Genomic DNA, 23,727 nt, shown 5'->3' on the forward strand with positions numbered 1-23,727 from the left:
ATCAAGCTTTCGTTAGATCACGACCGGTTTGTTCAACTTGCGGCGGACAGCGACGAACTGACCAACGTGCATCAAGGCGTGATTGCCCACCAGGAGCATCACGGAGCCGACCGTGGGACACAGCCGTTGCATCCTTTCAGGCGCGGGGGCATCGAGATCGGACTCACTCAGGCTCTCGAGGACTGCCTTCGTCGCCTCGCGTTGGGCGTCGATCAAGGCAATGTATTCATTCTTCGAAAGGTAGTTCGCCGAGTTGTCCGTCTGCCCCTTGTTTTTCCCATGATTCTCATCGAAACCAGCGGGAAGGGGAGGGCATGAACCGGGCTTGATCCCTTCGACCATCCCACGCTCCGAAGAAATGAGATGGCCGAGCTGCCAGGCGATGCAGTTCATCCCATCGAGAGGAACGAGTTGAAGCTCTGCGTCTTCCAGGTCGTTGATGTAGTACTTGAGAACTCGGTCACTATGACCGAACGTATGGTTGATGACATCCTTCGCATTCATGAATCGAAATTCCTCGGTTCAAAAAAAAGGGGCGGTGAAGTCTTACTTTGCGGGCAACGAGGCCGACGGTTCGACGAAGTCGGCGATAAAGAGCTGGCTGGTGTTGTCCGCGGTGCGCCCCTTGGAGGTCCACATTATCTTGCGGCCGTCGTTGCTGAAGACGGGTAAGCCGTCAAAGCCGTCGCGGTAGGTCAGTCGTTGCTGGCCACCAGTCTGGCTGTCCATCCAGTAGATTTCGTAGTTCTGATGGCCGTGCAGGCTGGTCGAATAAACGAGGTGGCGGCTGTCCTTGAAGAAGTAGGGGCCCCAGTTGACCGCGTCATTATTGGTCAAGGCCCGCTCTTCATCACCGGCAGGCGTGTTGAGAAAGAGCTGGAGGAGGTCGTTCTTCTTACGGTCGCTGCGATAGACGATCTTCTTACCGTCGGGTGAAAAGAAGGGGCCGCCGTCGTACCCTTCCTTGTTCGTGATTCGCCGGGGATTCTTGCCGTCGGCGTCCATCACATAGATCTCGGCATCACCGGCGTCTCGGAACGAGGTGAAGATGATCTGTTTACCGTCGGCCGAGTAGCTCCCCTCGGCATCGTATCCGGGGGTATCGGTCAGGCGGACCAGATTCGACCCGTCGAGATTGGCCCGGAAGATGTCCATGGCCGGATCAAAGTCCCAGCGATAACGCTCGCTCCGGCTGTAGGCTGGCTTCTTGCCCCCCTTCGTTTCCGCCTTTTCGGTCTCGGTGAGCGCGGGGTCGAGGTGCGTGGATGCGAACAGGATCGACTGGCCGTCCGGATGATAATAGCTGCATGTGCACTTGCCTTTGCCCGTGCTGACCATCAAGGGCTTGGCTCCGGGCTCGAGGTCGAGCGTGTAGATCTGGTAGTCGTCTTCGCCGGGCTTGGCGGCCTGGAAAATGATGGCTTTGCCATCGGGCCGGAAGTAGCCTTCACCCGCTTTCGAGAAGCCGGAGGTGAGCTGGCGGATGTTCTTGAGGTGCTTGGCCTCTTGAGCGGCAACCTCCGCTGGTGATGGGGCAGGCTCGGCACCCAGGAGCGCGGTCAACGTCAGAAGGAGGAACATCAGGGATGAGCTCCGTCAAGAACGAATGGGGAGCGGACGCGTTCAAGCCCGCGCCGGCTTCCCGATGCGACACGACTCGCCTAGTATAAGTCGTGGACAAAGGATCGCCAATGCCTCCGTTAACCTGGAGCCGAAAGGTGCGTCGGTGAAGATTTATACGAAAACAGGCGACGACGGGCGCACCGGAATCTTGGGAAGCGGCCGTCTCTTCAAGGATGACCTCCGGATCGAAGCCTACGGGACAGTCGACGAGCTCAACGCCGCACTTGGCGTCGCAAGAGCCCTGGGACTGGATGAGGCGGCCGACTCGCTCGTCGGCCGGCTCCAAAATGACCTGTTCCTCCTTGGCTCGGCACTTGCCGACCCCAATCCCACGGGGCCCTACCACTCGATCATCAAAGCTGACCATACGACCGCTCTCGAGCAACTCATTGATGCTCTCGAGACGGAAGTGGCCCCTTTAACCCAGTTCATCTTACCGGGAGGTGCCGCCACGGCCGCTCAGATCCATCTGGCCCGGACGATCTGCCGACGCGCGGAGCGTCGTGTGATCGCACTCGCACGCCACCCCGGCGAAGATGTTCCCTCGGCCCTGATCATCTATCTCAATCGCCTCAGCGACCTGCTGTTTGTCCTGGCCCGGGTCGTCAATCGTCGCGCGGGCATCGACGAGATCGTCTGGAGGGGGGCATGAGTTTGACCGGCAAAGTTGCGCTGATCACGGGAGGCCGTCGCGTCGGCAGCGAGCTCGCCCGGATGCTGGCTGACCGAGGGGCCGCAGTGGCCATGACCTATCACACCAGTCGCGAGACGATCGAAGCGACGGTCAGGGAGATTGAGTTGGGCGGAGCGAACGGACTCGCGGTGGGGGCCGACCTCTCCCGCGCCGTCGAAGCCGAGCGCGTCGTCCGCGAGGTTGTGGACCGGTTTGGTCGACTCGACGTGTTGGTGAATATGGCGAGCGTCTACCGCCGGACCCCGTTCGCGAGTGTCACGCCCGACGACTTTGACGCGATGATCGCCGCGAATCTGGCAGCGCCTTACCATACGTCGGTCTTCGCGGCCAAGCAGATGCTCACTCAGGCGGGAGACGAGGGGATCAAGGGACGGATCGTCAGCGTCGGCGACTGGTCCACCGACCGGCCCTATCAGCACTACCTGCCCTATCTCGTTGCAAAGGGGGGGCTGATGACGATGACGCTTGCCCTGGCCAAGGAACTCGCTCCTCATATTCTCGTGAACCTGGTTCAGCCTGCGATGATCGACCCGCCGCCCGACTTCTCCGAGGCCGATCGTGACGCCGTTGTCGCCTTGACTCCTTTAAAGCGAGTGGGAACTCCAGGGGACCTGAATCGGCTCATCCTCTACCTTCTGGAAGGGACGAACTTCGCTACAGGGGGGGCCTACCGGGTCGACGGCGGTCGGTTCCTGGGTGTCGATCCTTGCTAACTTGCCCATCTCCATAGTCTTCCGCCGGCTTGGGCCGATTCGCTCGCCTTCAGGAGCTATTGAGAAATGGAAGGATTCTGTCGAGACTCGATCCCACTCGGATGATGCGACTTTGCTCGGGAGTTGACTCGTGAACCCACTGCTCTGTCTGGCCGCGCTGGCGGCATCCTGCTTGGCTGAAATCGACACCGCTCCGTCGGCCGCAGCCAGCCCGCCGAACATCGTCTTTATCTATGCGGATGACCTTGGGCCAGGTGATCTCGGCTGTTATGGCGGCAAGATCGTCCCCACGCCGAACATTGATCGGATGGCAAAGGAGGGGACGCGGTTCACCCAGTACTATTCCGCCTCCCCGATCTGTTCGCCATCGCGATGCGGGGTCATCACGGGGAACTTTCCCGCGCGGTGGAAGATCACCAGTTACTTGCAAACCAAGGCCGGCAACCGCGCCTGTGAGCAAGCGGATTTTCTCGATCCCAAGGCCCCCTCGTTACCGCGCGAGCTCAAAAGAGCAGGGTATGCCACGGCCCATTTTGGCAAGTGGCATCTGGGAGGCGGTCGAGACGTGGCTGCCCCGCCTAAATTCGCTGCCTATGGGTACGACGAGCACGCGGGGACCTGGGAAAGCCCCGAACCTCACCCCGATATCACGGCCTCGAACTGGATCTGGTCGCCCAAGGACAAGGTCAAGCGGTGGGATCGCACCGCTTTCTTTGTCGACAAAACGCTGGACTTCTTGGAGCGGAATCAGGGCAAGCCCTGTTTGATCAACCTCTGGCTCGACGACCCGCATACTCCTTGGATTCCCTCGGCGACGGCGAACCAGGAAGACAGCGTCGGCAACCTTCGTGAGGTGATGGTCGAGAACGACAGGCAGGTGGGCCGCTTGCTCAACGGTTTGAAATCGCTCAACCTTGATGAGAAGACGCTTGTCATCTTCGTCAGCGACAATGGGCCGCTGCCGACGTTCAACAGTGGCCGCACCATGGGGCTTCGTGGAAGTAAAATGAGTCTCTACGAAGGAGGGATCCGCTTACCCTTCATCGCTCGATGGCCGGGCGTGGTCCCTGCCGGTCGCGTTGACGAAACAACCCTGATCTCGGCGGTGGATCTGTTCCCAACCTTCTGCCGCCTGGCCAATGCTCCCTTGCCCTTGGAAGTGACCTTCGACGGTGAAGACCGATCGCAGGCGCTTCGCGGCGAACCGCAGCCCACCAGGAAGAATCCTCTCTTCTGGGAGTACGGCCGGAACGAAAAGTCCTTCGCCTATCCAAAACGCAAGGGAGATCGTAGCCCCAACGTCGCCGTCCGGGACGCGAACTGGAAGCTCCTCGTCAATGCCGACGGAACCGGTGAAGAACTTTACGACCTCGAGGCTGACCCGAAAGAAACGACGAACCTCGCCGCCCAACACTCTGAAGTCTCGAAAACGCTCAAGGAGCGAGCTCTGGCCTGGAGACGCTCGCTTCCTTGAGGAAGGAGCAAACGTGAGCCGAAGAGGGACCTGTTGCCTTGCGGTCTCTCTTCGGCTCGCGGTTCAACAGGAGAGGAACTAAAGGGCGCGAACGCGGATATTGCGGAGGGCGACCGGGCCATGATCGGCCTGAAGGAGGATCGGCCCCTTGGCCTTTTCCTTGTTCTTCCAATTATTACCCGTGGGAGTGGGCACCTCCAGGTCGTCGTGGACCACCTTCCCGTTGAGGGTGACCTTGACGAATCGAGCGTTCGCCACTTTCTTCCCTTCGCCATCAAACCGAGGGGCATGGAAAATCAGGTCAAGCGTCTGCCACTCACCAGGGGGGAGGGAGGCATTGACTCGGGGGGCATAACCTTCGTCAATATGATGGTACTTGGGCTCGAGTTCGGAACGCGGATAGATTCCCCCACTGTCGCTCCCTTTGGGAGTTTTCACTCCCCAGCTATCGTAGATTTGAACCTCATAAACTCCCTCGAGTTTGATCCCCGAGTTCGACCCCTTGGGCACAAGAAACTCAAGGTGGACCTCGACGTCGCCGTACTCGGCTTTGGTGACCAGGTTATTGGTTTTACCGGTCGCTCCGTTGATGATGACCCCGGAGCCGGCTTCTCCCTTGAGCCGCTTGGGATTCGAGGGATCCAAGATCGCGTTGCCCGCGACAAACCACTCGCCCACCGGCCTCTTCCACGAGGCGAAATCCTGCTCGCCAGTCAGTTCGATCCATTCGGAATCGACGGCCAAGGCGATGTTGGAGGCTGTCGCAAGGAGCATGAACACGGCCAAACTCTGCAGACGGGTTCGCCACGACGTTCGCATTGGATAAATCTCGAGTTACGGGAGAGTAAATCTCACCCTTTGATCGTAAGAGCAATCGCGACGATTGCAACGCCCTGTTGCCGGCCCCCCGTCAAACAAAAAGGCGTTCTGGCGCGGCGGGGCCAAGACCAGCCAAGCCATGCGATACGCTCAGGCTCAGCAGGCTGTCTCGAGGCAAAGACGATGAATCGAGAATGGACTTTGTCATCGACTTGTAAATAGAGATTGCCGGATTCTCAATTGTCATAGAATTATTGAAAAATAAACATGAAAATCTTTGAAATTTGCTAGAGACAATGTGGGACATGACGATTGAGGAATTTCGGGGCATTCTGCTTGGGGACGCGACGAGGCGAGATGGCAGCCTGTTCAGCCAGCCCCACGGCATGACCGTCTCCACTTTCTCCATGGATGAGACGAGGTGACTTCGCTAGCATCGTGCCCACGATCACGTGTACTCGGCACGCCACGCCTCACCATGGAGTTGAATTGATGCTCAGCCTCGCGCTCGCGACCCTGCTTTCGCCGGCATTGCCCGCGCAGACCGCGCCGATCATCCCCAAGACCTACTATCGAACCTTTTCCCACGCGCACCCCGTGCTCAGCCGGATCAAGCCGGGCGAGGCCGTTTCGACCCGGACACTCGACTCGGGCGGCCAGGATGAAAAGGGGGTACAACGCCACGAGCCCTACAACCCACTCAACGGTCCGTTCTTCGTGGAAGGGGCCGAGCCGGGTGATGCCTTGGCCGTGACGATCACCAAGCTGGCCATGAATCGGGATTGGGGCTGGTCCGGTTTCCGGCTTGGCCTGTTCTCACTGACTCCGGAGCACGTCGAGCACGTTTACTCGTCCGCCTACAAGCTCGACCTGGTTCGCAAGGGGCGATCGAATCTGGTCCCCTGGGATCTGGACCTCAAACGCAAGACGGTTCGGCTCCGAGAACCGGTCAGCAAGAAGCTGTCGATGGAGTTTCCCGCGCAGCCGATGCTCGGGTGTATCGGCGTCGCTGCGGCCGGAGACTTCGCACCCACATCAGGACCGTCCGGTTCGTATGGGGGGAACCTCGATTACAACAAGATCGGCGAGGGGGCCACCGTTTACTTGCCGGTCAACCACCCGGGGGGCCTCTTATTTGTCGGAGACGGCCACGCCTTGCAGGGGGACGGGGAATCGACCGGAACCGGAATCGAAACGACCATGGACCTGGAGTTCGTCGTCCAACTCAAGAAAGGGGCCAAGCTCGCCGGCCCTCGCGTCGAGACCGCGGACGAGATCATCAGCATCGGCTCGCAGGCCGAGTTCGCCAGCGCACTCGACAACGGCCTCAAAATGGCCACCAGCGATATGGTCGATTGGCTCGTTCGAGACTATCAGTTGGAAGACTGGGCCGCCCATCTTCTGATCGGTTACCAAGGGAAGTACGAGGTGGTCACCGTCGCCGGTTCCATGGCGCTCTGCATCCCCAAGAAACGCTTGCCCGCGTTGAAGGAGACGGCGGTCGATCCGGTGAAGGAGAACACCGCCAAGCCCTAACCCACAAGGGAGGGGAAAGAGGAGCGACGGGCGTTCGCTGGCCGCACGTCCGTCTCGCCTGCCTCATCGAAATTTGGGGGGAACCTGCGAGCCGCCTCCTTTCCCAGGCTTCACCCATCTGTTTCAATGGCCGTCGAGGTTGGTGAGAGAACGAATCAGGTTGCGGGCGAGGACGTCAAAGTCATGTTTCCTCTCAAGCTTCGATATGCCTTGACAGTCGTATCCATGGCGGCGGGATTGACCGTCGAGAGTGACTCCGAAGCTTTCGGGGCCGACGCTCGGGGCGAGCAGCCTGGTTTCGTCAAGTCAGAATTGATTTATGAGTCAGCCCCTTTTCCCAAATGTCACGCCTCGACAATCGCTGAGGCGGGTGGACGACTCGTCGCGTCCTGGTTCGGCGGGACCGACGAGGGGAATTCGGACGTCGGGATCTGGGTCGCCAGCCATGACGGTAAGGCCTGGACCACGCCAGTGGAGGTGGCCAACGGGATCGACGGGGACAAACGCTACCCGTGCTGGAACCCTGTGCTGTTCCAGCCCAAGAAAGGGCCTCTCCTCCTTTTCTACAAAGTAGGGCCCACTCCCGCGAACTGGTGGGGAATGGTCACGACCTCCGATGATGCGGGTAAGACCTGGTCAACTCCGCGCCGATTGCCGGACCCCTTCCTTGGCCCGATCAAGAACAAGCCGATCCAGTTGCCCGAAGGGGATCTCCTCTGTCCCTCGAGCTCTGAGGATCATGGGTGGAGAGTTCACTTTGAACGTACCGCCGACCTCGGTTACCACTGGGAACTGATCGGCCCGATCAACGACGGCGTCACCTTCGGCGCGATCCAGCCGACGCTCTTGACCCATCCTGATGGTCGATTGCAAGCGCTCTCACGCACCAAGCAGGCCAAGGTCGTTGAGTCTTGGTCTTCGGATCGCGGCAAGACCTGGAGCGAGCTCGCCGCGACCACTCTTCCGAACCCCAACTCGGGGATCGACGGCGTTACGCTCGCCGATGGTCGTCAACTCCTTGTCTACAACCACACCCGTCGAGGCCGTAGCCCGCTGAACATCGCGGTCTCCGAGGATGGCCACGCCTGGCGTTCTGCGCTGATTCTCGAAGATCAACCGGGTGAATTCTCCTACCCTGCCGTTATCCAAGGCGCCGATGGCCTCGTCCATGTGACCTACACGTGGAATCGGACCAGGATCCGGCATGTTGTGGTCGATCCGGCCAAGTTGGTACTCGGCGATCTTCCGGCCAGCCGGTAGCCGCCTTCTTGAGACAATCTCGTCCAGGAGTGAAGCCTTTGGCGTTTCCCTAGGCCCTCTCTGGATTTGTGAACGCGTTAAGCTCGCAAACGCCCTTGCAAACGCTGCGCCGATGATTACAATCTACGGTTTGCCTCCGAACCGGTTCCAGGCCGAGACATTCCTCCCACGCTTTTTTTTTCGTGTGGGGCAATCGGTGGGACATCGTGAGCCAGATGAGTCGTCTGTGGGCATGCCCATGGCTGAGGGAGAGTGAGACGGATGGCCGAGTTAATGACCACCGACGTGAGGGCGCTCCTGGATCGCCAACCTTTTGACCACTCGGCCGTGGCCGACTTGCGTGAGGTCCTCGGCCGAGACCCCTCGCGATATCGGACGCTCCGCGATGCCGTCGCGGCCATGAAAGAGCGCGAAAAAGAGGACATGAAGCCCGACATCTACCTGCGAGTCGGCTTGGGCGAGGTCCTGCTCGGTCGTTATAAGAAGGGCCTGGAGCAGCTGACCAAGGCCGGCGACGTCGGTCTGGCTCACTTTCATCGTGGAATTGCGCTGGCGAACCTCCAACGCTGGACAGAGGCGGCCGAGGCGTTTGCCGCGGCTTCGGCGGCGGGGTACGACACCAAGCAGGCCGAACTTCATCGTGCAGGGGCGCTCCGGCGCGGCGGGCACGTCGAAGCGGCTCAAACGATCCTGGGCGGGCTCGCGAATCTGGACGGTAGCTCTGCCGAGTACCACTATCAGCGTGGAAGCCTGCTCGCAGCTGACGGTGAGCTGGCCGACGCGTCGGTCGAGTTCGAGAAGGCGTTGAGCCTCGATCGCGACCATACCGGTGCGTTGTTCGAGCTGGCCTACATCAACGACCTCTTCGGGAACGATGAGACGGCCGTTGAGTATTACAAGCGGTGCACCCAGCGTCCCCCGGTCCCCTTGGCTGCCCTGATCAACCTCGGAGTGCTCTACGAGGACGAGATGCGGTTCCGAGAGGCCGAAGCCTGCTACCGTCAGGTGCTCGCGTTCGATCCGAACCATCCCCGCGCTCGGCTCTTCTTCAAGGATTGCCGCGCCAGCAAGGACATGTACTACGACGAGGAAGCTGAGCGCGGATTCACCGTGCTGAAGCAACTCCTCGAAATTCCAGTAACCGACTTTGAGCTCTCGGTCCGAAGTCGAAACTGCCTGCGGAAGATGAACATCCGAACGCTGGGCGACTTGACCCGGACGACCGAAGCGGCCTTGCTGGCGAGCAAGAACTTCGGGGAGACTTCGCTCTCCGAAATCAAGGAGATGATGACCTCTAAGGGGCTTCGTCTCGGGATGGCTCTTGAAGGGGGCGAGCGGGCCACCAACGACCTGCGGGCCGAGCCGATCGAAGAGCTTTCTCAAGAGGAAAAGGCGCTTCTGGCCAAGTCCATCAGCGATCTCAATCTTTCGGTCAGAGCACGCAAGTGCATGACAAAGCTGGGGATCCAGACCGTCGGCGAGTTGATCATTCACACCGGCGACGAGTTGATGGAGTGCAAAAACTTCGGTGTGACCTCACTCAACGAGGTCCGCGAAAAGCTGACCGAGTTCAACCTGAAACTCAAGAACGAGTAAGTCGCGCCTTTGTCACGACCGGTTGAATTCCAAGTTTTGCACCGCGACCCCGCCTCCTTGGCGCGGCGGGGTCGATTATCCACGCCTCACGGTCCCGTGGAAACTCCGGCATTTATGCCGGTCGGTACGCAAGCGACCGTCAAAGGCCTGACCCCCGACCAACTCCGTGCCACGGGCACCTCCATGCTCTTGGCCAACACCTATCACCTCGCCTTGCGGCCCGGTGAAGAGGTGGTGGCCCAGCTCGGAGGGCTTCACCGGTTCATGGGGTGGGACGGTCCGATCCTCACGGATTCGGGAGGGTTTCAGGTCTTCAGCCTGGCTGCGCGCTCGAAAATCACCGAAGCAGGGGTCGCTTTTCGGTCGCACATCGACGGGCGATTGCTTGAGCTTTCGCCTGAGTCGGCGGTCAGGATTCAGGAAGCGCTCGGCGCTGACGTGGCGATGTGCTTCGACGAGTGCCCGGCTCTCCCCGCGTCCAAGGAGACGATCGCGAGCGCGGTGGGGCGGACCGTACGATGGGCCCGGCGTTGCAAAGACGCTCATACCCGGAGCGATCAGGCTCTCTTCGGGATCGTGCAAGGGGGGAGTCACGCCGACCTTCGTGGCGAGTGTGCCGAGGCGCTTGTCGCCCTTGATTTTGATGGCTACGCCGTGGGGGGAGTCAGCGTCGGAGAAAGCCGCGAGCAGGTCCGAGAAGCCTTGCGAGTGACAACGCCCTGGCTCCCTGAGGATCGGCCCCGCTACCTGATGGGGGTCGGACGTCCTCAGGACATTCTCGATGCCGTGGCGACCGGTATCGACATGTTCGATTGCGTCTTGCCGACACGGAACGGCCGAAACGCGACCTGCCTCACGGGTTCGGGACAAGTCAAGCTTCGCAACGCCGCGCACCGCCTCGATCCCAGGCCGATCGAAGAAGGGTGCGATTGCTTCGCCTGCCAGAGTTTCAGCCGCGCCTACGTTCGTCACTTGTTCATGGCGAAGGAAATGCTCGGCCCGATTCTGGCGTCGATCCACAACGTGGCCTACCTGCATCGCTTGACCCGGCAGATTCGCGAGGCGATTACCGAGGAGCGATTCGTCCAATTCAGGTTGGAAGTTCTTGAAGCGCTGGGACCATAGCGGTTAGATTGCTGGTGAGGGGGGGTGGGCCCATGCGTCGGAGCCTACGTCTTGATCCGGCGCAACGACCGCACACGATCTTCACCCGAGATTCCACGGACCCAATCAATGCCCTTTTTGCTTGCCGCGATCCCATTGCTTTTTGCCCAGGGTGGTGCTGCTCCCGCAGGCAACCCCAAAGAAGGGGTTTCGAGCACCCTGAATCTTCTGCCTTACGTGCTCATCTTCGTCGTCTGGGGCTACTTCATCCTGATTCGGCCCCCGCAGCAGCAGGAAAAGCGACGACGGCAGATGATCGCCTCCTTGAAGAAGAACGACAAGATCATCACGACCGGCGGGCTCTACGCAACCGTGTCTTCGATTGACCCTGACCAGGATCGGATCGTCTTGCGCGTGGACGACGATCGTGGGGTCAAGATGACCTTCAGCAAGTCGGTTGTGGGGCGCCTGATTGAGCCCACGACAGAGAAATCCGCGGATTCCGCCTGAGAGGCATTCTCCCCGATTTCGACCGACGGTCGGTACACAGCCCAGAGTTCGAAGAATGGCCGGTCGTCTCGGCCGATGCGGAATGCCCCCTTTTATTTTACTCTTCGAAACGACCTTGCCTTTAGCCGTTAGGAATTCGCAATGTTAGCGATCGGCTACGTCATCGCCGCCTCTCTCTTTCTCAGTGTCCTCTATGCCCTGTACGGCTTGGCCGTGGGGCATAAGCTCCACCTCAAGATTGGCGTGATCGCGAGCTTTACGTTCGCGGGCTTGCTGGCGATGTGGCCGCCATCAGAAAAGCTGAAGCTGGGAATCGACCTCTCCGGCGGAACGATCCTCGTCTATGAAGCCGTCAAAGAGAATTTGACGTCCAACTTCAACATGGACGAGTTGATCTCGGCGCTTAAGCACCGCGTCGATCCCCAGGGGATCAAAGAAATTCCGATCCGCAAGATCGGCAGCAATCGGCTTGAGATCATCCTTCCCGCCGATGAAGACGTCGACGAGGTCAAGCGGTTGCTGACCGACGTCGGCGCGCTCGAGTTCCGGATCCTGGCGAACCGGAAGCACGATCAAGCGGCCACCGAGCGGGCGCTCGGCCCCAATGGGCGTGCCCGGCCGCCGGCCCGCTACAAGTGGGCGCGGCTGGGTGAGGTCGCGTCGGGGACCAATCCGACGTTCACCGATACGACGATCACCGACCTCTCGCAAGACTGGAAGAAGAACCGGTACGCTGGGATCGATATCGAACTGACCGGCAAGGACGCGTCAGGCAACGAACAGACGATCCCGGTGAAGATCGACCGCAACACGACCAACGAGATCTTCCTGGTCAACTCTCACGGCCTCCGATCGATCTCGGCTTATCGGATCGACTACAACCCCAGCAGCATTCAGGCCGGCGATCCGAATAATCCCCGCCCCGCCGACCCGATCATTCGTGAGGATCGGATCGGCCCCGGGCTCGTCGAGCGATCGATCCTCGTCAACATTGATCGCCAGGATGTGACCGGCCGCTACCTTTCCCGAGCCTACGCCACGCAGGACGAGCGACTCCAACCTGCCGTCGGCTTCGTCTTCAAGCGGGAAGGGGCGAGAAAGTTCGGCCAGTTGACTCGGGAGCACTTGCCCGAGGAGGGAGACGCCTTCAAGTATCAACTGGCGATTCTCCTCGACAACCTGGTCATGTCGGCCCCCTCGATCAACTCCGAGATTCGCGAGTCGGGCATCATCGAAGGAGGAGGGCAGGGGTTCCGACCCAAGGAAGTCGACTACCTGATCCGGATCCTCCAGGAAGGGAGCTTGCCGGCGAGCCTGAACCCCAACCCGCTCCAGGAGGAGAAGGTTGGACCGACCTTGGGTGAAGACACAATTGCCAAGGGGGTTCGCGCTCTCTGGGTTTCGATGCTCGTCGTCCCGATCTTCATGGTCATCTACTACCGGTTCGCCGGTGTGGTGGCGGTCTTCGCGCTCGTTCTCAACATGATCCTGTTGATCGGCTCGATGGCCTTCATGCAGTCGACCTTCTCGTTGCCTGGTCTCGCCGGCCTCGCACTGACGATCGGTATGGCGGTCGATGCCAACGTCCTTGTCTTCGAGCGAATGCGCGAGGAAAAGGAACGTGGAGCGAACCTAGCGCAGCAGATCCGCAACGGCTTCAACCGCGCCTGGGTGACGATCTTTGACTCGCACGTGACCAACTTGCTTTCGAGCCTCGTGCTCTGGTTTGTTGGCACCGAAGAGGTCAAGGGCTTTGCCTTGACGATGATCATCGGCATGCTCTGGAATCTGTTCACGGCTGTCTTTGTCTCTCGCGTCATCTTCGAGTACTTCTACCAGCGCGGCTGGATCAAGAACCTCACGATGATGAAGCTGATGGACAAGTCGAACTTCGACTTCATCAGCCCGCGACACTATTGCATGGCCGTGTCCTCGATCCTGATCATTCTCGGCCTGATCGCAACCTATCTGCGCGGGCAGAGCATGTACAACATCGACTTCACGGGCGGAACGCTGGTTACAATTCGTCTGAACGAACAGGATCCTGACGTTGAGTCACTTTCCGATTCGGGTCGGTCGAACTTTGTGCGCGACAAGGCCGGTGTGCTGCCCGACGTGACGGTGGAAAGCTTGAAGGTCGGTCAGGCCAAGACGTTCAATCGCTTCAACATCCGTACGACCGATCAGAATCCGAATCGTGTCAAAGACACGATTCTGAAGGCGTTCGGTAAAAGCCTCGAACGCGTGACGATGACCTACGGCCCCAGCAAGCCGATTCCCACTGCCGCCGCTGCGGCTCCGACCGATGCGACGAAGACGGCGGTGGTCGACCGGTTCGCCGACGGGAGACAGTACGAGCTCAAGTTCAACACGATTACGTTCAACGGCTCACTTCCGCCTGCCCAGGTCGTGTCCACGATCTTTGCCAACGATGTCTTGGCGAAGGACAATATCGCGAATCCCACGTCGCGGTTCGAAATCGTCGGTGCCAAGCGCGGAGAGGATCCCAAAACGATGATCCTCCGCACGGATCTGGAACCTGACGTAGCGGAAAAAGAGCTCAAAACGCTGGCCGCCTCGCTTCAAGACAACCGTGACATGCTCTTTGAGCGGATCACCAACTTCGGAGGAACGGTTGCCAGCGAGACACGAACCCTGGCGTTGATCGCCACGGTCGCGAGCTGGTTGATCATCATCGCCTACCTCTGGTTCCGGTTTAAGTCGCTGATCTACGGCCTCGCGGCGGTCCTCGCGGTCGTGCACGACGTCTTGTTCACCTTGGGGGCCGTGGCTGCCAGTTACTGGGTTGCCCAGATACCTGGTATTCGTGAGTTTCTACTCATCGAACCCTTCAAGATCGACCTGCCGATGATCGCTGCGTTCTTGACGCTGATTGGCTTCTCGGTCAACGACACGATCGTCATCTTCGACCGGATCCGTGAGTTGAAGGGGAAGACCCCTCACTTGACGATGAAGATGCTCAACGACGCCATCAACCAGACATTGAGCCGGACGATTCTGACGTCGTTCACCGCCTGGCTCGTCGTGTTCATTCTCTATATCATGGGGGGCGAGGGGCTGCACGGATTCGCGTTTGCCTTGGTCGTCGGGTTCCTGAGCGGTACCTACAGCACGATCTATATCGCTAGCCCGATCTTGATCGACTGGATTGGAAGCCATCCCGACGCGGCCAAGGCCGACAAGGAGTTCGTCGCGACCCGTTGATCGGACGTCCGGACCGGGTGAAAACCAAGGGCGGTCGGATTCTGCCACCAGGCAGAGTCCGGCCGCCTTTTTTATTGCTCACGCTGTGAAATTACATTTCTTCAGTATGGTGCTCCTTGTAGGCAGGGTCTTTGGCGTGCTGTTAGAACGAATCCGCCGCGCGAAGCTGGAGGCGCGAGTCAAACTGGTGGAACTCGAGCTGCGCATGGCCGAACTGGCCCAAGCGATCGTACCACCCGTCGGATGTTCCGACTTCTCGGCCCTAACATCGTTGCGTCCACCCCAGCGGCATCATAAGCGCCACGGAATGGTCCTTCAGGTGGATCAACGGCAATGCCTGCTCAATCCGATTCCATGGGTCTGTCGGAATTGACCGACGCAGATGTCGCATCAGCGGCACCGGCCAGCGACCATAGGTCGGGAAGAAGCTCGGCCAGACGTTCCTTCGGGAGAGCCGGTAAGCGCTCCAGCACGTCCGCAGGTACACGAACGGGTCGTGGCCGTGGCGCTCTTTGGAATGGCTTGGCCATGGTAACCCATCAGAAAATCAAAGAAAACCGCGACCAACAGCTTAGGTACGTTCGCCCCTCCGGGGCTGCAAATGGCCCGATTAGCGGCAATCCGGAGAGTATGGTCCAAAGATGTTGGGCGGCATCTTGTGTTTCAAGAGAACGGGCTGCCAGGAACGATCGGAGAGGCTCAGACAGTAGATTCCCGCTTCGGTCGAATCATTGCCCGGTCGGAAAGCGAAAATTCCACTGCCGTCGAGAGCCCAGCAGAGCGAGTCACCGCCGATGTCCTTCGCTAGCCGAGTTGCCTGGCTTCCATCGGTGTCGACGACCCACAGTTCAAGTTCGTGTGGAAAGTCATTGGGGTAATCGTCCGAGGTGAGGAAAGCCACGCGATCTCCACGTGGTGAGAATCGCGCGGCGAACTTATGCTGCTCGGGCGTCGAAGTGACGCGTGCGATCATGCTGCCATCGATTCGGGTTGTGATGATGTCTTCGGGAAGTGGGATGCCTTTGTCTCCCGTGCCAGTAGGGTGTGAGGCCAGGCAAAGCAAGGTCTTACCGTCCGGGGCGACGTCGCATAACCGCTGGTGGCTCGGCCAGTTGTTGAGGAGGATCTGTTTTTGGTTGGCATTGATGTCGAATCTTACGAGTTGACCGGCTCCGGAACTTCGATACCCTTCGATGTAGAGGAGGCTCCCGTCGCTTGAAGACCAGCAGCCGAAATCCTGGCAGATACCGAGCGATCGGAGTTCACGTCCATCGGCGCGGGCGACGACCAATCGCGGGTCGGTGTCGAGTTCACGCCCCTTTTCGGCCTCCAGTTGATTGAAGCAAACCAATGTGCCGTCTGGGGATAAGCGGGGTGACGAATTGCGCGATGTAATCAGCGCGGGGTTCTGACTCTTTGGCGTTAAGCGTACAGGGTCCGCGTGTGTGTTCAAGATGACGAAGACATCGGACATCTTTGCCCCAGCCGCACCGATGACGGCAAGGGTCGCGGGCGGGCTCGGTGGTCGCAGCAGCGACCGTGGGGGGACACGCCAAACGGCCCACGCTGCGATGAGAGAGAGGATGAGCACGAAGGCCGCACCCCACCGTTGCAGCCGCCGTCTGCGGGCCATGAACGCGGAATTTGTGCCGTCATCCACCACATCGACTCCTTGTCAGCGCCGTGCTTATCGCTTCACGCCGATCGGTTGAGGGGGGGCTCGATCGAGAGGTGACGACTCTGCCTCCCTCATCGTGTCGTAGCGAATGGCATGGAATCCAGACGCTTTGGCGCCCTGGAGCGGCGTTTCTTCGTCGTGATAAAATTCCGCCACACCAACCTGCCTCCACGACCCCGGCGCCGTGAACGAGGACGCGGTGAACGCCGTGTCGTGGAGGTACCAGATCGAGGCTGGGGACTCGACGCTCTCATCCCAGAAGTCCTGCCCCCCAGTCACACAGATCGCTCCCTCGGGTCGAGGCTGCCCGGGAATGAGTCGCAACTGACAGTCATCAGATCGGAGCGCATGGGAGATTGGGAAGTAAGTGTAGGCCGTATTCACAAGGACGAGAGACCCGCTCATGCGATTCTCCCGTAGTCGCTTGGCAAACGTGCTGACACCGGGGGGATGAACTTCCAGCCAGGCTCCGCCGAGGATCGCAGCGTGATTGAAGGCGAGGAAACCTAACACCATCCTCGTCGCCGGTTTCGGCAGGACCGAGAAAAAAAGGGCCACGATCGCCGGCGCTGAGAGTGCCAAAGAGATCAGCAGGCCCCGCTCGTGGACCATCCCAATGTTGAAGGCCGAACTAAAGATGGGGGGAAGCAGCACGGCACCGAGCAGCGAAACAAACAGCAATCGCACACGGAGGAGGTCGCGACGCATCGTCCCGACGGCCAGGCCGGCAATGATCATGGCCAAGAGGGCAAGCCCTGCCCCGATGCGGACAGGTGGGATTGCCCTCAAGGTGTAGAACGCCCCGACCATCTTCGGTAGCCGCATCCAGACGCCATATTTATTGATCCAGAAGAACTCCTTAACCTGCCGCGTCTGTTCCAGGTGGGTCGGAACCCAGGGCAAATAGGCGAAGAAAAAGAGCGACCAGGCGAGGCCGACCGCCACTAACACGCGGCGGCGTTCAAGCCAGCCGATGCCCTTTGATCCACACCAAGCTGCGACAGCAAGGCCGTGAGATGCAACCGTGAAAAATCCATAATAATGGTGGTAACAGAGGCAAGTAATCATGAGCGCATAGGCAAATGACCACAACCAGAGCGACCTTGTGCCCTCCAACATGCGGAGTAGGACGTAGGTCGACCAGACGGCTAATGCCACAGAGGGTGCATACATGCGGGCTGTCGCCCCTAACACGACGAGCGCAGGGTTGAGACCCATGAGTGCGGCGGCCCAGAGCCCGGCCGACTTTTCGTCCCGGACGGGTCCAAGGGCATAAGTGGCGAGATGATAGGCCCCGAGCATCCCGACGATCGCCCAGAGAATGGAGAGCGCACGCATGCTGAACAGACTATCGCCGAATGCGGCAACCCATCCCTTGAGCTGGACGTAATAAAGTGGGGGATGGACGTCGCATCCCGTCCGGGCGGCCATCTCTCCGAGCCCATACCGCGTCAGACGCCACGAATAGGCCTCGTCGTAGCTGATCTCTCGGGTTGCATGGTCAGCCACCGCAAGGGCGGCGGCGACCACGAGCAAGGCCGCCAGGTGGGCGTGTCGGCTGACCGGCCTGATGAGGATTCTCATTTAACAACGTCTTGTTGATTGGAATTCCGATAATGTTTAATCAGCATCCACAGGCATGCGCTGGTCACGATGATTCCATTCATGAGGAGGAACATTGGTGACTTGCCGAGACTGATGTGCTGCTTCGCCTGGGTGGCCGCCAGGTCGAGCGGGTTGACTCCCCCCACGTGGGTTGTGTACTCGACCTTCCGGATCGTGTCGGAAACGATGGATGTGGGGGGAATGGGACAGACGAAGTATGAGTCGGGAAGTTCCTGAAAATCGATCGACTCGACCCGCACTTTCTGAAGGCGGAAGGCGGTCCCATTCATGTCGAGGTAAGTGACCTCGATCTGTCGGGGAAACCATAAACCGCTGGCATCCTCCTTCCAGTCGGAGTTATTCCAGATGATGCGAGCCTCGGGCCGTTTGCCTCGCGCCGAAATGTGGATTTCGCGCTTTCGCGGGGCGAAGTTAAGCTTGGGGTCGAGCCACATGCTATCGTCACCGGACTTCTCTTTGACGACAAAGCAATCGGCGCCGGCCACCGTTTCCGGTTGGGCCTGCACTGCGTAACTCTTGTTCTCTCGCTGGAGAGACTCGGGGAGGACGGGACGCTCCTTAGTGGCCTCTGCCCAACCTTTGACGTTGATTGTGACGGGGGCGAGGTTGCGGTAGATGTCCAACCCCACCGCATCGGTGAGGTAGTTGTACTGAAGCCCCCCCGGATTAAATCCCCCGCTGAGGACGACGCTTGCATTCTGGCGGTCCGCTGAGACACCCTTGTGGTAGACCGACCAGAACTCCCGCTTGAGTCCGTTCTTTTCTTGAGGGGGCGCGGGGTATGCTGTGTAAAGGAACAGGGAATCATTCTTGTACGCGACATCAACATCGCGGCGATCCGGCCAGATTGGAGACTTCCCTGTGAGGTCTTTCCAAGTGGCCTCATACTTGAAATGCCAGGACGGTTGGGAATGGAAGATTGTGTTCCGCTTGTCCAGGGCTTCGATAACCTGCTCAAATGAGGGCGTCGGGCCAACGTCCGCTGAGGCCACAAGTGGCGATAAGACAACCGTGAAGACGGTCGTGAGAATGGTGAGGAAGGCTGTTGCCCGTCGGTGTCGGCTGCTCGGAGCGGACGGCTCTGGTCGAATAGAAAGCATAAGGTTCGACTCCCTTGAAAAGCGAGAGCGCCCGTGCGGCATGAGAGACCGGCGGGTAGTTGTGGAAATCGCCGAGGAGGACATCCTCCATTGCGGGGATGGTCCTCGCTAAAAACGTAATGGCACGTGCCAGGACCTCGCGGTTCGGACGTAGCGTGGGAGGCGCGACAGCGAGCCATTCGAGTTGATGCCCCGTCGCCGCGATCGCGTTGATGCGCGAGTCGAGGTAGGGCGGCTTCGGGGCATGCGCATCGTCGTACCAATCGACGCCCCAACTTCCATCGTCATGTTGGGTTGTTACGAGATGCCGAGTAATATCGAGCAGATGGTTACGGACGTCTCTCACGGTCGTATCCGTGAGGAACGGAACTTTCTCATGCGTTCTCAGCATCAAGACAAGCGAATAGGCGGAATGAAGACCCATGCATGCACCATGGCCGATCGACTTGCGAAGGAGATGCAGGGCGACCTCGTTGAGCGACCATTCTTGACCTTGCCGGTTCTTCCAACGTGCGCGGGTCGCGACATACAGGCTTAATGCGCTGGCCGTCCACTCCATCTCGACGTCCTGTGAGATCCGGGTCATGGCGTCGGTGATGAGGTCCGCGACCGTGCCGGCGATTCCCCCTTTGGCGATCAACGGCGTCGTCGACGGCAGCCCAATTTCACCCAGCTCGCACGGAATCTCGTCGATGTGAGCGGACGCTTCGCGCCATCCATAGACCGTGTCAGTGTTGGAAAGAACCCGGATGCCAAACGGTGAGGGGACCAGGACAGCGGACAGCTCTCGGCCCGTGCGTTCCACAAAGGTCCGCGTATCGAGCAGGATCGCGATCATTTCCGCGCTGGACAACCCAAAGTGATCCTCGTAGGCGGGCTCCTCGAGCGTTCGTGGGAACTCCGCTTTCGGTCCCCAGAACCTCAGCGCGTGGATCGTGAAGGGGATCGTATCGAGTTGGGTGTTCGAGTACGGACGGGCCATGCGGAGGACGTCAAGAAGCTGATCATCGGAGACCAACTCGGGGGCAGGGGAGTGCTCAATGAGCACTGGTTCACGTCGGACCCAGCCCCGCAGAGTCTCGCGTGGGGTGGGTTGGAACAACGCCTTGGACTTGAAATGATTCCGGGCATGGATCAACCCAGCCATCCCCGTGACGCCAAGTGCCGTCAGCATCTCACGCCGACTTACCTTGAGCATAATCAGACCCCCGGGGCAGGCGTGATCGCCGCATTCTGCGAGAGGGCAACGGAAGGTTCATTCTGCCGACGGAACGCGATGAAACAGGCCGTCACGGCAAGGGCCGTCAAAAGCAGGTAGAGGCAATTTTTCGCGGTCGCGACATACCAGGGCGGTGTGGCCATTAAAGCGTAGCCCGACCAATTGCGACCATCAATAGTGTCTCGGTAAACCATCTGTCCCGACGAAGGGTCGATGAGCAGATATTTTCCGCCGTAAGCATTGTCCTTACCGCAGAGCACGAAGAAGTGCCCTGAACCCTCACTGTCGTCCAGTCCGACGGAGGAGTGGATGATCAGCGGCATCGTGAGCTTTGCGAGCTCCTCGGAAGTGCCCCGAACCATCTGCGTCTTGACCCCGAGGGCCAATGCCGCTCGGCGGAGGTCTTCAAGCGAGCACCCTTCGTCGGTGACTTTGCACAATTCCGCGATGCGGTCGAGCGAAACACCTTTATCGAGGAGCTGGAAGAAGACGTAGAGGCTCGATGGGCCGCAATAGGGCCCGACCTGCCACTTGCTCTCCTTCCGGTAGTGCTCAGGGGTTTCAATGACGGTGTCGGCGGCGGACGTTTGACCGGTCAAGAATAGCAGATTTCCCAGGGCGAGCGTCGTTATCACGAGTGCCCTGACGATCAAGGGGGCTTTGTCGTGGGGTTGGAGTTTCATGGAAATCGCCAGAAGCTTGAGGGATATGTGGAAGACTCACCGGTCGTCGCGGAGTTCAAGCCAGAGAAGTCATGCACGGATTTTGCAGCCCTGAATGGGCGACCGTACCTCGCCCGGGGCGCAAGCCCTGGGGAAGGTTGGACACATGAGGTTCTCACATATTTTGCGGCCCCGGAGGGGCTACAAATTGGGAAAAAGAGGTCGATGATTTGTGAAGACGCGACCCCTTGCCACAGTCAAGGCGAGGGGCCGCTTTTGACATCAGGAACCGCAACCGGTCCCAAGCAGACCGGAAGTGGCACCGCCGCACCCGCAATTCACGAGGCCCCAGTCCGCGGTGTTGCCAGCCGGAGGAGTTTCGCCGCCGCGGCTGCCCGACCACCCGGTGCCAAGGAAGAGGCAGTAGCTATCGCAGACCGAACCACCGGCCGGTGGGTAACCGGCGCATACCGCGCCAACGACGGTCGATCCCTCCGACTGCGAGACGGCATTGACTCCGGATGTCAAACCGCCCTCCATAAGTACGAGACCGAGGAGAGAGGCAAGGGAAAGAATCGAGGCAAGTTTTCTCATCTTCACCACTCCTAATTTCTCTGGAAGGTGCGACGGTCTAGCTCGGCCAGAAGGACCGCGAGAGATGTCCTATGAGTCTGCCGAACTTCTCGAACGAGGGGTTTTTCCTCAAAATTCGAGTACGTATGCCCAGAATAAGGGCCGCGCGATCCATAGCGAGCAAAATCGCCCGATCTTCGGGCGAGGGGCGATTGACCTTGCTGGGCCCGACGAAATTCCGGGGCCAGCCAGAATAGAGTTTGGTTTGAATTGAATAAGTACGGTTTGCTGAGAATGTTCCCGATTTTACGAGAGCCCAGCTGTCGGGTCAAGAGACTTGATTTCGAACATGGATTTTTTTGACTTAAATTATGACGCAATTAATTGGTTGTAATGCATTAGTTTATACTTGTGTTTAGCGTCACGGAGCCCCCCGTTTCACACTGACCAGTGGATCGGTTGGCAGCGAATGCCGACCAACGATCACGTCAGGACGATTAGGTCAGGTTATATGAAATTGCAGTAGATGTCAGTGAGAATTAGACAATTCTCCCAATACGAACAGGGACGTCAACATTTTTTTTGGGAGGGGCCGACGAATCAGAAAACCTGAATCAAACGACGCAAAAAGTGCGAAACTTGAATTAATGATTTGCACGATTTAAGGTGGTGTTCTCGAGTTCCACAATAGGTTGCTCTGCATTCCAAAATAGCATGAATGCGTGTCCCATCGAAGTTGTCGTCGGTTCCCTGGCGAGGAGTTGCGTCATGGCTGAGAGACGCGAGTTCACGCTGATTGAGGCATTGGGCTCCCGTTCCTGGGGCCAGGGCCCGGTCGGATGGAACGATTGGTCGGCCCAGGTTGTGCTGCTTCCCTACATTGAGCAGGCGGCGCTTTACAACGCGGTCAACGTCGCGTTTGCCGACGGATTGGTACGCGCAGGGGATGCTTATTGAGTGTCACGACGGGGCATCTGAGGCCACTTCAATTGCGGTCCACCTTTCGGTAAGTGCATCCCCGAAGGAGTGACCGTACCTAGCCCGGGGGAATGTTTGGCATATGAGGTTCTGTAGCACTGAAAGGGCGACCGTCAGCACAGGCCTTCACCGTTTGGCGGCCCCTATTTATGAAACATGAAAATGTTATCATTTAGTGTAGAATTTGGCGTCTGGACTTGAAGATTGGGAGCATGTAAAAGCGATGGCGTGGTGTGATGGTCTCATGCCCATTCGGCTTCGGAACAATCCTTACCCAACTCGTTGCCAGGGTGCCTGGTGGATCACAACACAGAATGACCGTCGATGACGGCCGCACGAGGAGGCCGATCCTGATGCGCGATTTCACGAGATTTGACGGGGCCGCCGAATACGTGGCCCGGCGGATCACGGAGAGCGGTCGGGACGCTCATGACCTGACTCCCGAGTCGGTCGCCCTCGCGATCCTGGCCCTGAAGGCAGAAGGCTTCGAAGAGCAACGTCTCGTCGCGCCGAGGCAGCTTCTAAGGCGGTGGCAGAATCATTCAACCGGCGCGGTCCTGGTGGACCCCAAGGAAGCCGCCACCTACTGGCCGACGGGATGGGCCGTTCTTGCGTGGTCTGGAGCGCAGGGCTTTGAGAAAGACTGCCACGACGCGGCCAAGTTCCTGCTCTATGTTTCAGGCACGACCTGGCAGCCGAGACTCGACGATCCGGTGGGACATGACACGACGCTGCACGGTTGGCCTTGGATTGGTGGATCACACTCCTGGGTCCAGCCGACTGCCGTCAACCTCATGGCGTTGGCCGCTGCGGGCCGTCGCGATGACGTCCGAGTCAGTCAGGCCGTCGCACTACTCCTCAATCGGCAACTCCCCGCTGGCGGCTGGAACTACGGCAATACGGGGATCTTTCGCAACATCACAAGGCCCTTGCCGGAGGACACCGGTTATGCCCTCACAGCGCTCCGACTCCATGCCGACCGCGGTCAGGCAGAGGCGAGCCTCTCTTACCTGGCAGCGACTGCCACTGCCATGAGGGCGCCAGCGGCGCTAGCGTGGGCGATTTTGGGTCTGGCATCGTGGAACTCGCGACCAGAGCGCGCCAATGATTGGCTCGACGAGTCACTCGCCTTGCAGGTGAAGATTGGCCCCTACCCCTTGCGATACATCGCCCAACTGCTCCTCGCCCGACGTGCCAAGAGTGGACTTGCCGGGATATTTACAGAGAAGATGTGATCTCGATGAAAAACTTACCCGTCCCGAAGAGAGGCATGATCACGCGACGAAGGCTGATGGGAGCCGCCGCCCTCTCGGCCGGCGCTACCGGTCTGGCGTGGG

At 59.3% G+C, this 23,727-nt stretch carries 20 protein-coding genes; 11 read left to right on the forward strand and 9 right to left on the reverse strand.

Annotation, left to right across the window (positions count from 1 at the left end):
- Window positions 1–12: 12 nt before the first annotated feature.
- Both SINAC_RS27585 and SINAC_RS27590 read right to left on the reverse strand, forming a co-directional pair.
- Window positions 13–504, reverse strand: a complete 492-nt coding sequence (locus SINAC_RS27585) for a DinB family protein (protein WP_015248852.1) — start codon at window positions 502–504, stop codon at window positions 13–15.
- A 42-nt stretch (window positions 505–546) separates the two neighbouring features.
- Window positions 547–1,581, reverse strand: a complete 1,035-nt coding sequence (locus SINAC_RS27590) for a TolB-like translocation protein (protein WP_015248853.1) — start codon at window positions 1,579–1,581, stop codon at window positions 547–549.
- Window positions 1,582–1,726: 145 nt separating this feature from the next.
- Between SINAC_RS27590 and SINAC_RS27595 the strand changes: the two genes are divergently transcribed.
- The 3 genes from SINAC_RS27595 (at window position 1,727) to SINAC_RS27605 (ending at window position 4,504) form a co-directional block, all read left to right on the forward strand.
- Window positions 1,727–2,275 carry a cob(I)yrinic acid a,c-diamide adenosyltransferase gene (locus tag SINAC_RS27595; protein WP_015248854.1) on the forward strand — a complete coding sequence of 183 codons (549 nt, stop codon included), beginning with the start codon at window positions 1,727–1,729 and terminating at the stop codon, window positions 2,273–2,275.
- Entirely contained in the window at window positions 2,272–3,030 is a 759-nt protein-coding gene (locus tag SINAC_RS27600; RefSeq protein WP_015248855.1) for an SDR family NAD(P)-dependent oxidoreductase, read from the forward strand. The genes SINAC_RS27595 and SINAC_RS27600 overlap by 4 nt, the downstream gene beginning before the upstream one ends.
- Before the next feature lie 130 nt (window positions 3,031–3,160).
- On the forward strand, window positions 3,161–4,504 hold the full coding sequence (locus SINAC_RS27605) for a sulfatase family protein (RefSeq protein ID WP_015248856.1): 1,344 nt from the start codon (window positions 3,161–3,163) through the stop codon (window positions 4,502–4,504).
- A 78-nt stretch (window positions 4,505–4,582) separates the two neighbouring features.
- On the opposite strand, the gene SINAC_RS27610 is transcribed toward SINAC_RS27605, so the two are convergent.
- Window positions 4,583–5,278 (reverse strand): 3-keto-disaccharide hydrolase, encoded by a 696-nt coding sequence (locus SINAC_RS27610; protein ID WP_237722763.1) that lies wholly within the window; start codon window positions 5,276–5,278, stop codon window positions 4,583–4,585.
- 537 nt (window positions 5,279–5,815) lie between these two features.
- Here SINAC_RS27610 and SINAC_RS27615 point away from each other — a divergent pair.
- The 6 genes from SINAC_RS27615 to secD all read left to right on the forward strand — a co-directional run bounded on the left by SINAC_RS27615 (window position 5,816) and on the right by secD (window position 14,554).
- Window positions 5,816–6,859 (forward strand): acetamidase/formamidase family protein, encoded by a 1,044-nt coding sequence (locus SINAC_RS27615; protein WP_015248858.1) that lies wholly within the window; start codon window positions 5,816–5,818, stop codon window positions 6,857–6,859.
- A 183-nt stretch (window positions 6,860–7,042) separates the two neighbouring features.
- Window positions 7,043–8,119: a sialidase family protein gene (locus SINAC_RS27620; RefSeq protein ID WP_015248859.1), complete on the forward strand. Its 1,077-nt coding sequence runs from the start codon at window positions 7,043–7,045 to the stop codon at window positions 8,117–8,119.
- Window positions 8,120–8,380: 261 nt separating this feature from the next.
- A complete protein-coding gene (locus tag SINAC_RS27625; protein ID WP_015248861.1) occupies window positions 8,381–9,715 on the forward strand; it encodes a DNA-directed RNA polymerase subunit alpha C-terminal domain-containing protein in 1,335 nt (444 codons plus the stop codon).
- Window positions 9,716–9,724: 9 nt separating this feature from the next.
- Complete coding sequence (tgt, locus tag SINAC_RS27630) at window positions 9,725–10,840, forward strand: tRNA guanosine(34) transglycosylase Tgt (RefSeq protein WP_015248862.1); 1,116 nt, start codon at window positions 9,725–9,727, stop codon at window positions 10,838–10,840.
- 108 nt (window positions 10,841–10,948) lie between these two features.
- The gene (gene yajC, locus SINAC_RS27635; RefSeq protein WP_015248863.1) at window positions 10,949–11,329 is read left to right on the forward strand and encodes a preprotein translocase subunit YajC; all 381 of its coding nucleotides are present in this window, start codon (window positions 10,949–10,951) and stop codon (window positions 11,327–11,329) included.
- A 141-nt stretch (window positions 11,330–11,470) separates the two neighbouring features.
- Window positions 11,471–14,554, forward strand: coding sequence for a protein translocase subunit SecD (gene secD / locus SINAC_RS27640; RefSeq protein WP_015248864.1), 3,084 nt, complete (start codon window positions 11,471–11,473; stop codon window positions 14,552–14,554).
- Between the two features lie 610 nt (window positions 14,555–15,164).
- On the opposite strand, the gene SINAC_RS27645 is transcribed toward secD, so the two are convergent.
- The 6 genes from SINAC_RS27645 to SINAC_RS40245 all read right to left on the reverse strand — a co-directional run bounded on the left by SINAC_RS27645 (window position 15,165) and on the right by SINAC_RS40245 (window position 21,367).
- The gene (locus SINAC_RS27645) at window positions 15,165–16,214 is read right to left on the reverse strand and encodes a TolB-like translocation protein (protein WP_015248865.1); all 1,050 of its coding nucleotides are present in this window, start codon (window positions 16,212–16,214) and stop codon (window positions 15,165–15,167) included.
- 27 nt (window positions 16,215–16,241) lie between these two features.
- Complete coding sequence (locus SINAC_RS27650; RefSeq protein WP_015248866.1) at window positions 16,242–17,816, reverse strand: glycosyltransferase family 39 protein; 1,575 nt, start codon at window positions 17,814–17,816, stop codon at window positions 16,242–16,244.
- Entirely contained in the window at window positions 17,813–18,850 is a 1,038-nt protein-coding gene (locus SINAC_RS27655) for a hypothetical protein (protein ID WP_015248867.1), read from the reverse strand. Before SINAC_RS27655 ends, SINAC_RS27650 begins: the two co-directional genes overlap by 4 nt.
- Window positions 18,813–20,156, reverse strand: a complete 1,344-nt coding sequence (locus SINAC_RS27660; protein ID WP_015248868.1) for a hypothetical protein — start codon at window positions 20,154–20,156, stop codon at window positions 18,813–18,815. Before SINAC_RS27660 ends, SINAC_RS27655 begins: the two co-directional genes overlap by 38 nt.
- A gap of 2 nt (window positions 20,157–20,158) precedes the next feature.
- On the reverse strand, window positions 20,159–20,860 hold the full coding sequence (locus tag SINAC_RS27665; RefSeq protein ID WP_015248869.1) for a cysteine peptidase family C39 domain-containing protein: 702 nt from the start codon (window positions 20,858–20,860) through the stop codon (window positions 20,159–20,161).
- Between the two features lie 261 nt (window positions 20,861–21,121).
- A complete protein-coding gene (locus SINAC_RS40245; RefSeq protein ID WP_157579464.1) occupies window positions 21,122–21,367 on the reverse strand; it encodes a hypothetical protein in 246 nt (81 codons plus the stop codon).
- An 813-nt stretch (window positions 21,368–22,180) separates the two neighbouring features.
- Here SINAC_RS40245 and SINAC_RS27670 point away from each other — a divergent pair.
- Together SINAC_RS27670 and SINAC_RS27675 are read left to right on the forward strand one after the other, a co-directional pair.
- Window positions 22,181–22,369: a hypothetical protein gene (locus SINAC_RS27670; protein ID WP_015248872.1), complete on the forward strand. Its 189-nt coding sequence runs from the start codon at window positions 22,181–22,183 to the stop codon at window positions 22,367–22,369.
- Window positions 22,370–22,743: 374 nt separating this feature from the next.
- A complete protein-coding gene (locus tag SINAC_RS27675) occupies window positions 22,744–23,625 on the forward strand; it encodes a hypothetical protein (RefSeq protein ID WP_015248873.1) in 882 nt (293 codons plus the stop codon).
- Window positions 23,626–23,727: the final 102 nt, after the last annotated feature.

The organism is Singulisphaera acidiphila DSM 18658 (assembly GCF_000242455.2).
GTDB lineage: Bacteria > Planctomycetota > Planctomycetia > Isosphaerales > Isosphaeraceae > Singulisphaera > Singulisphaera acidiphila.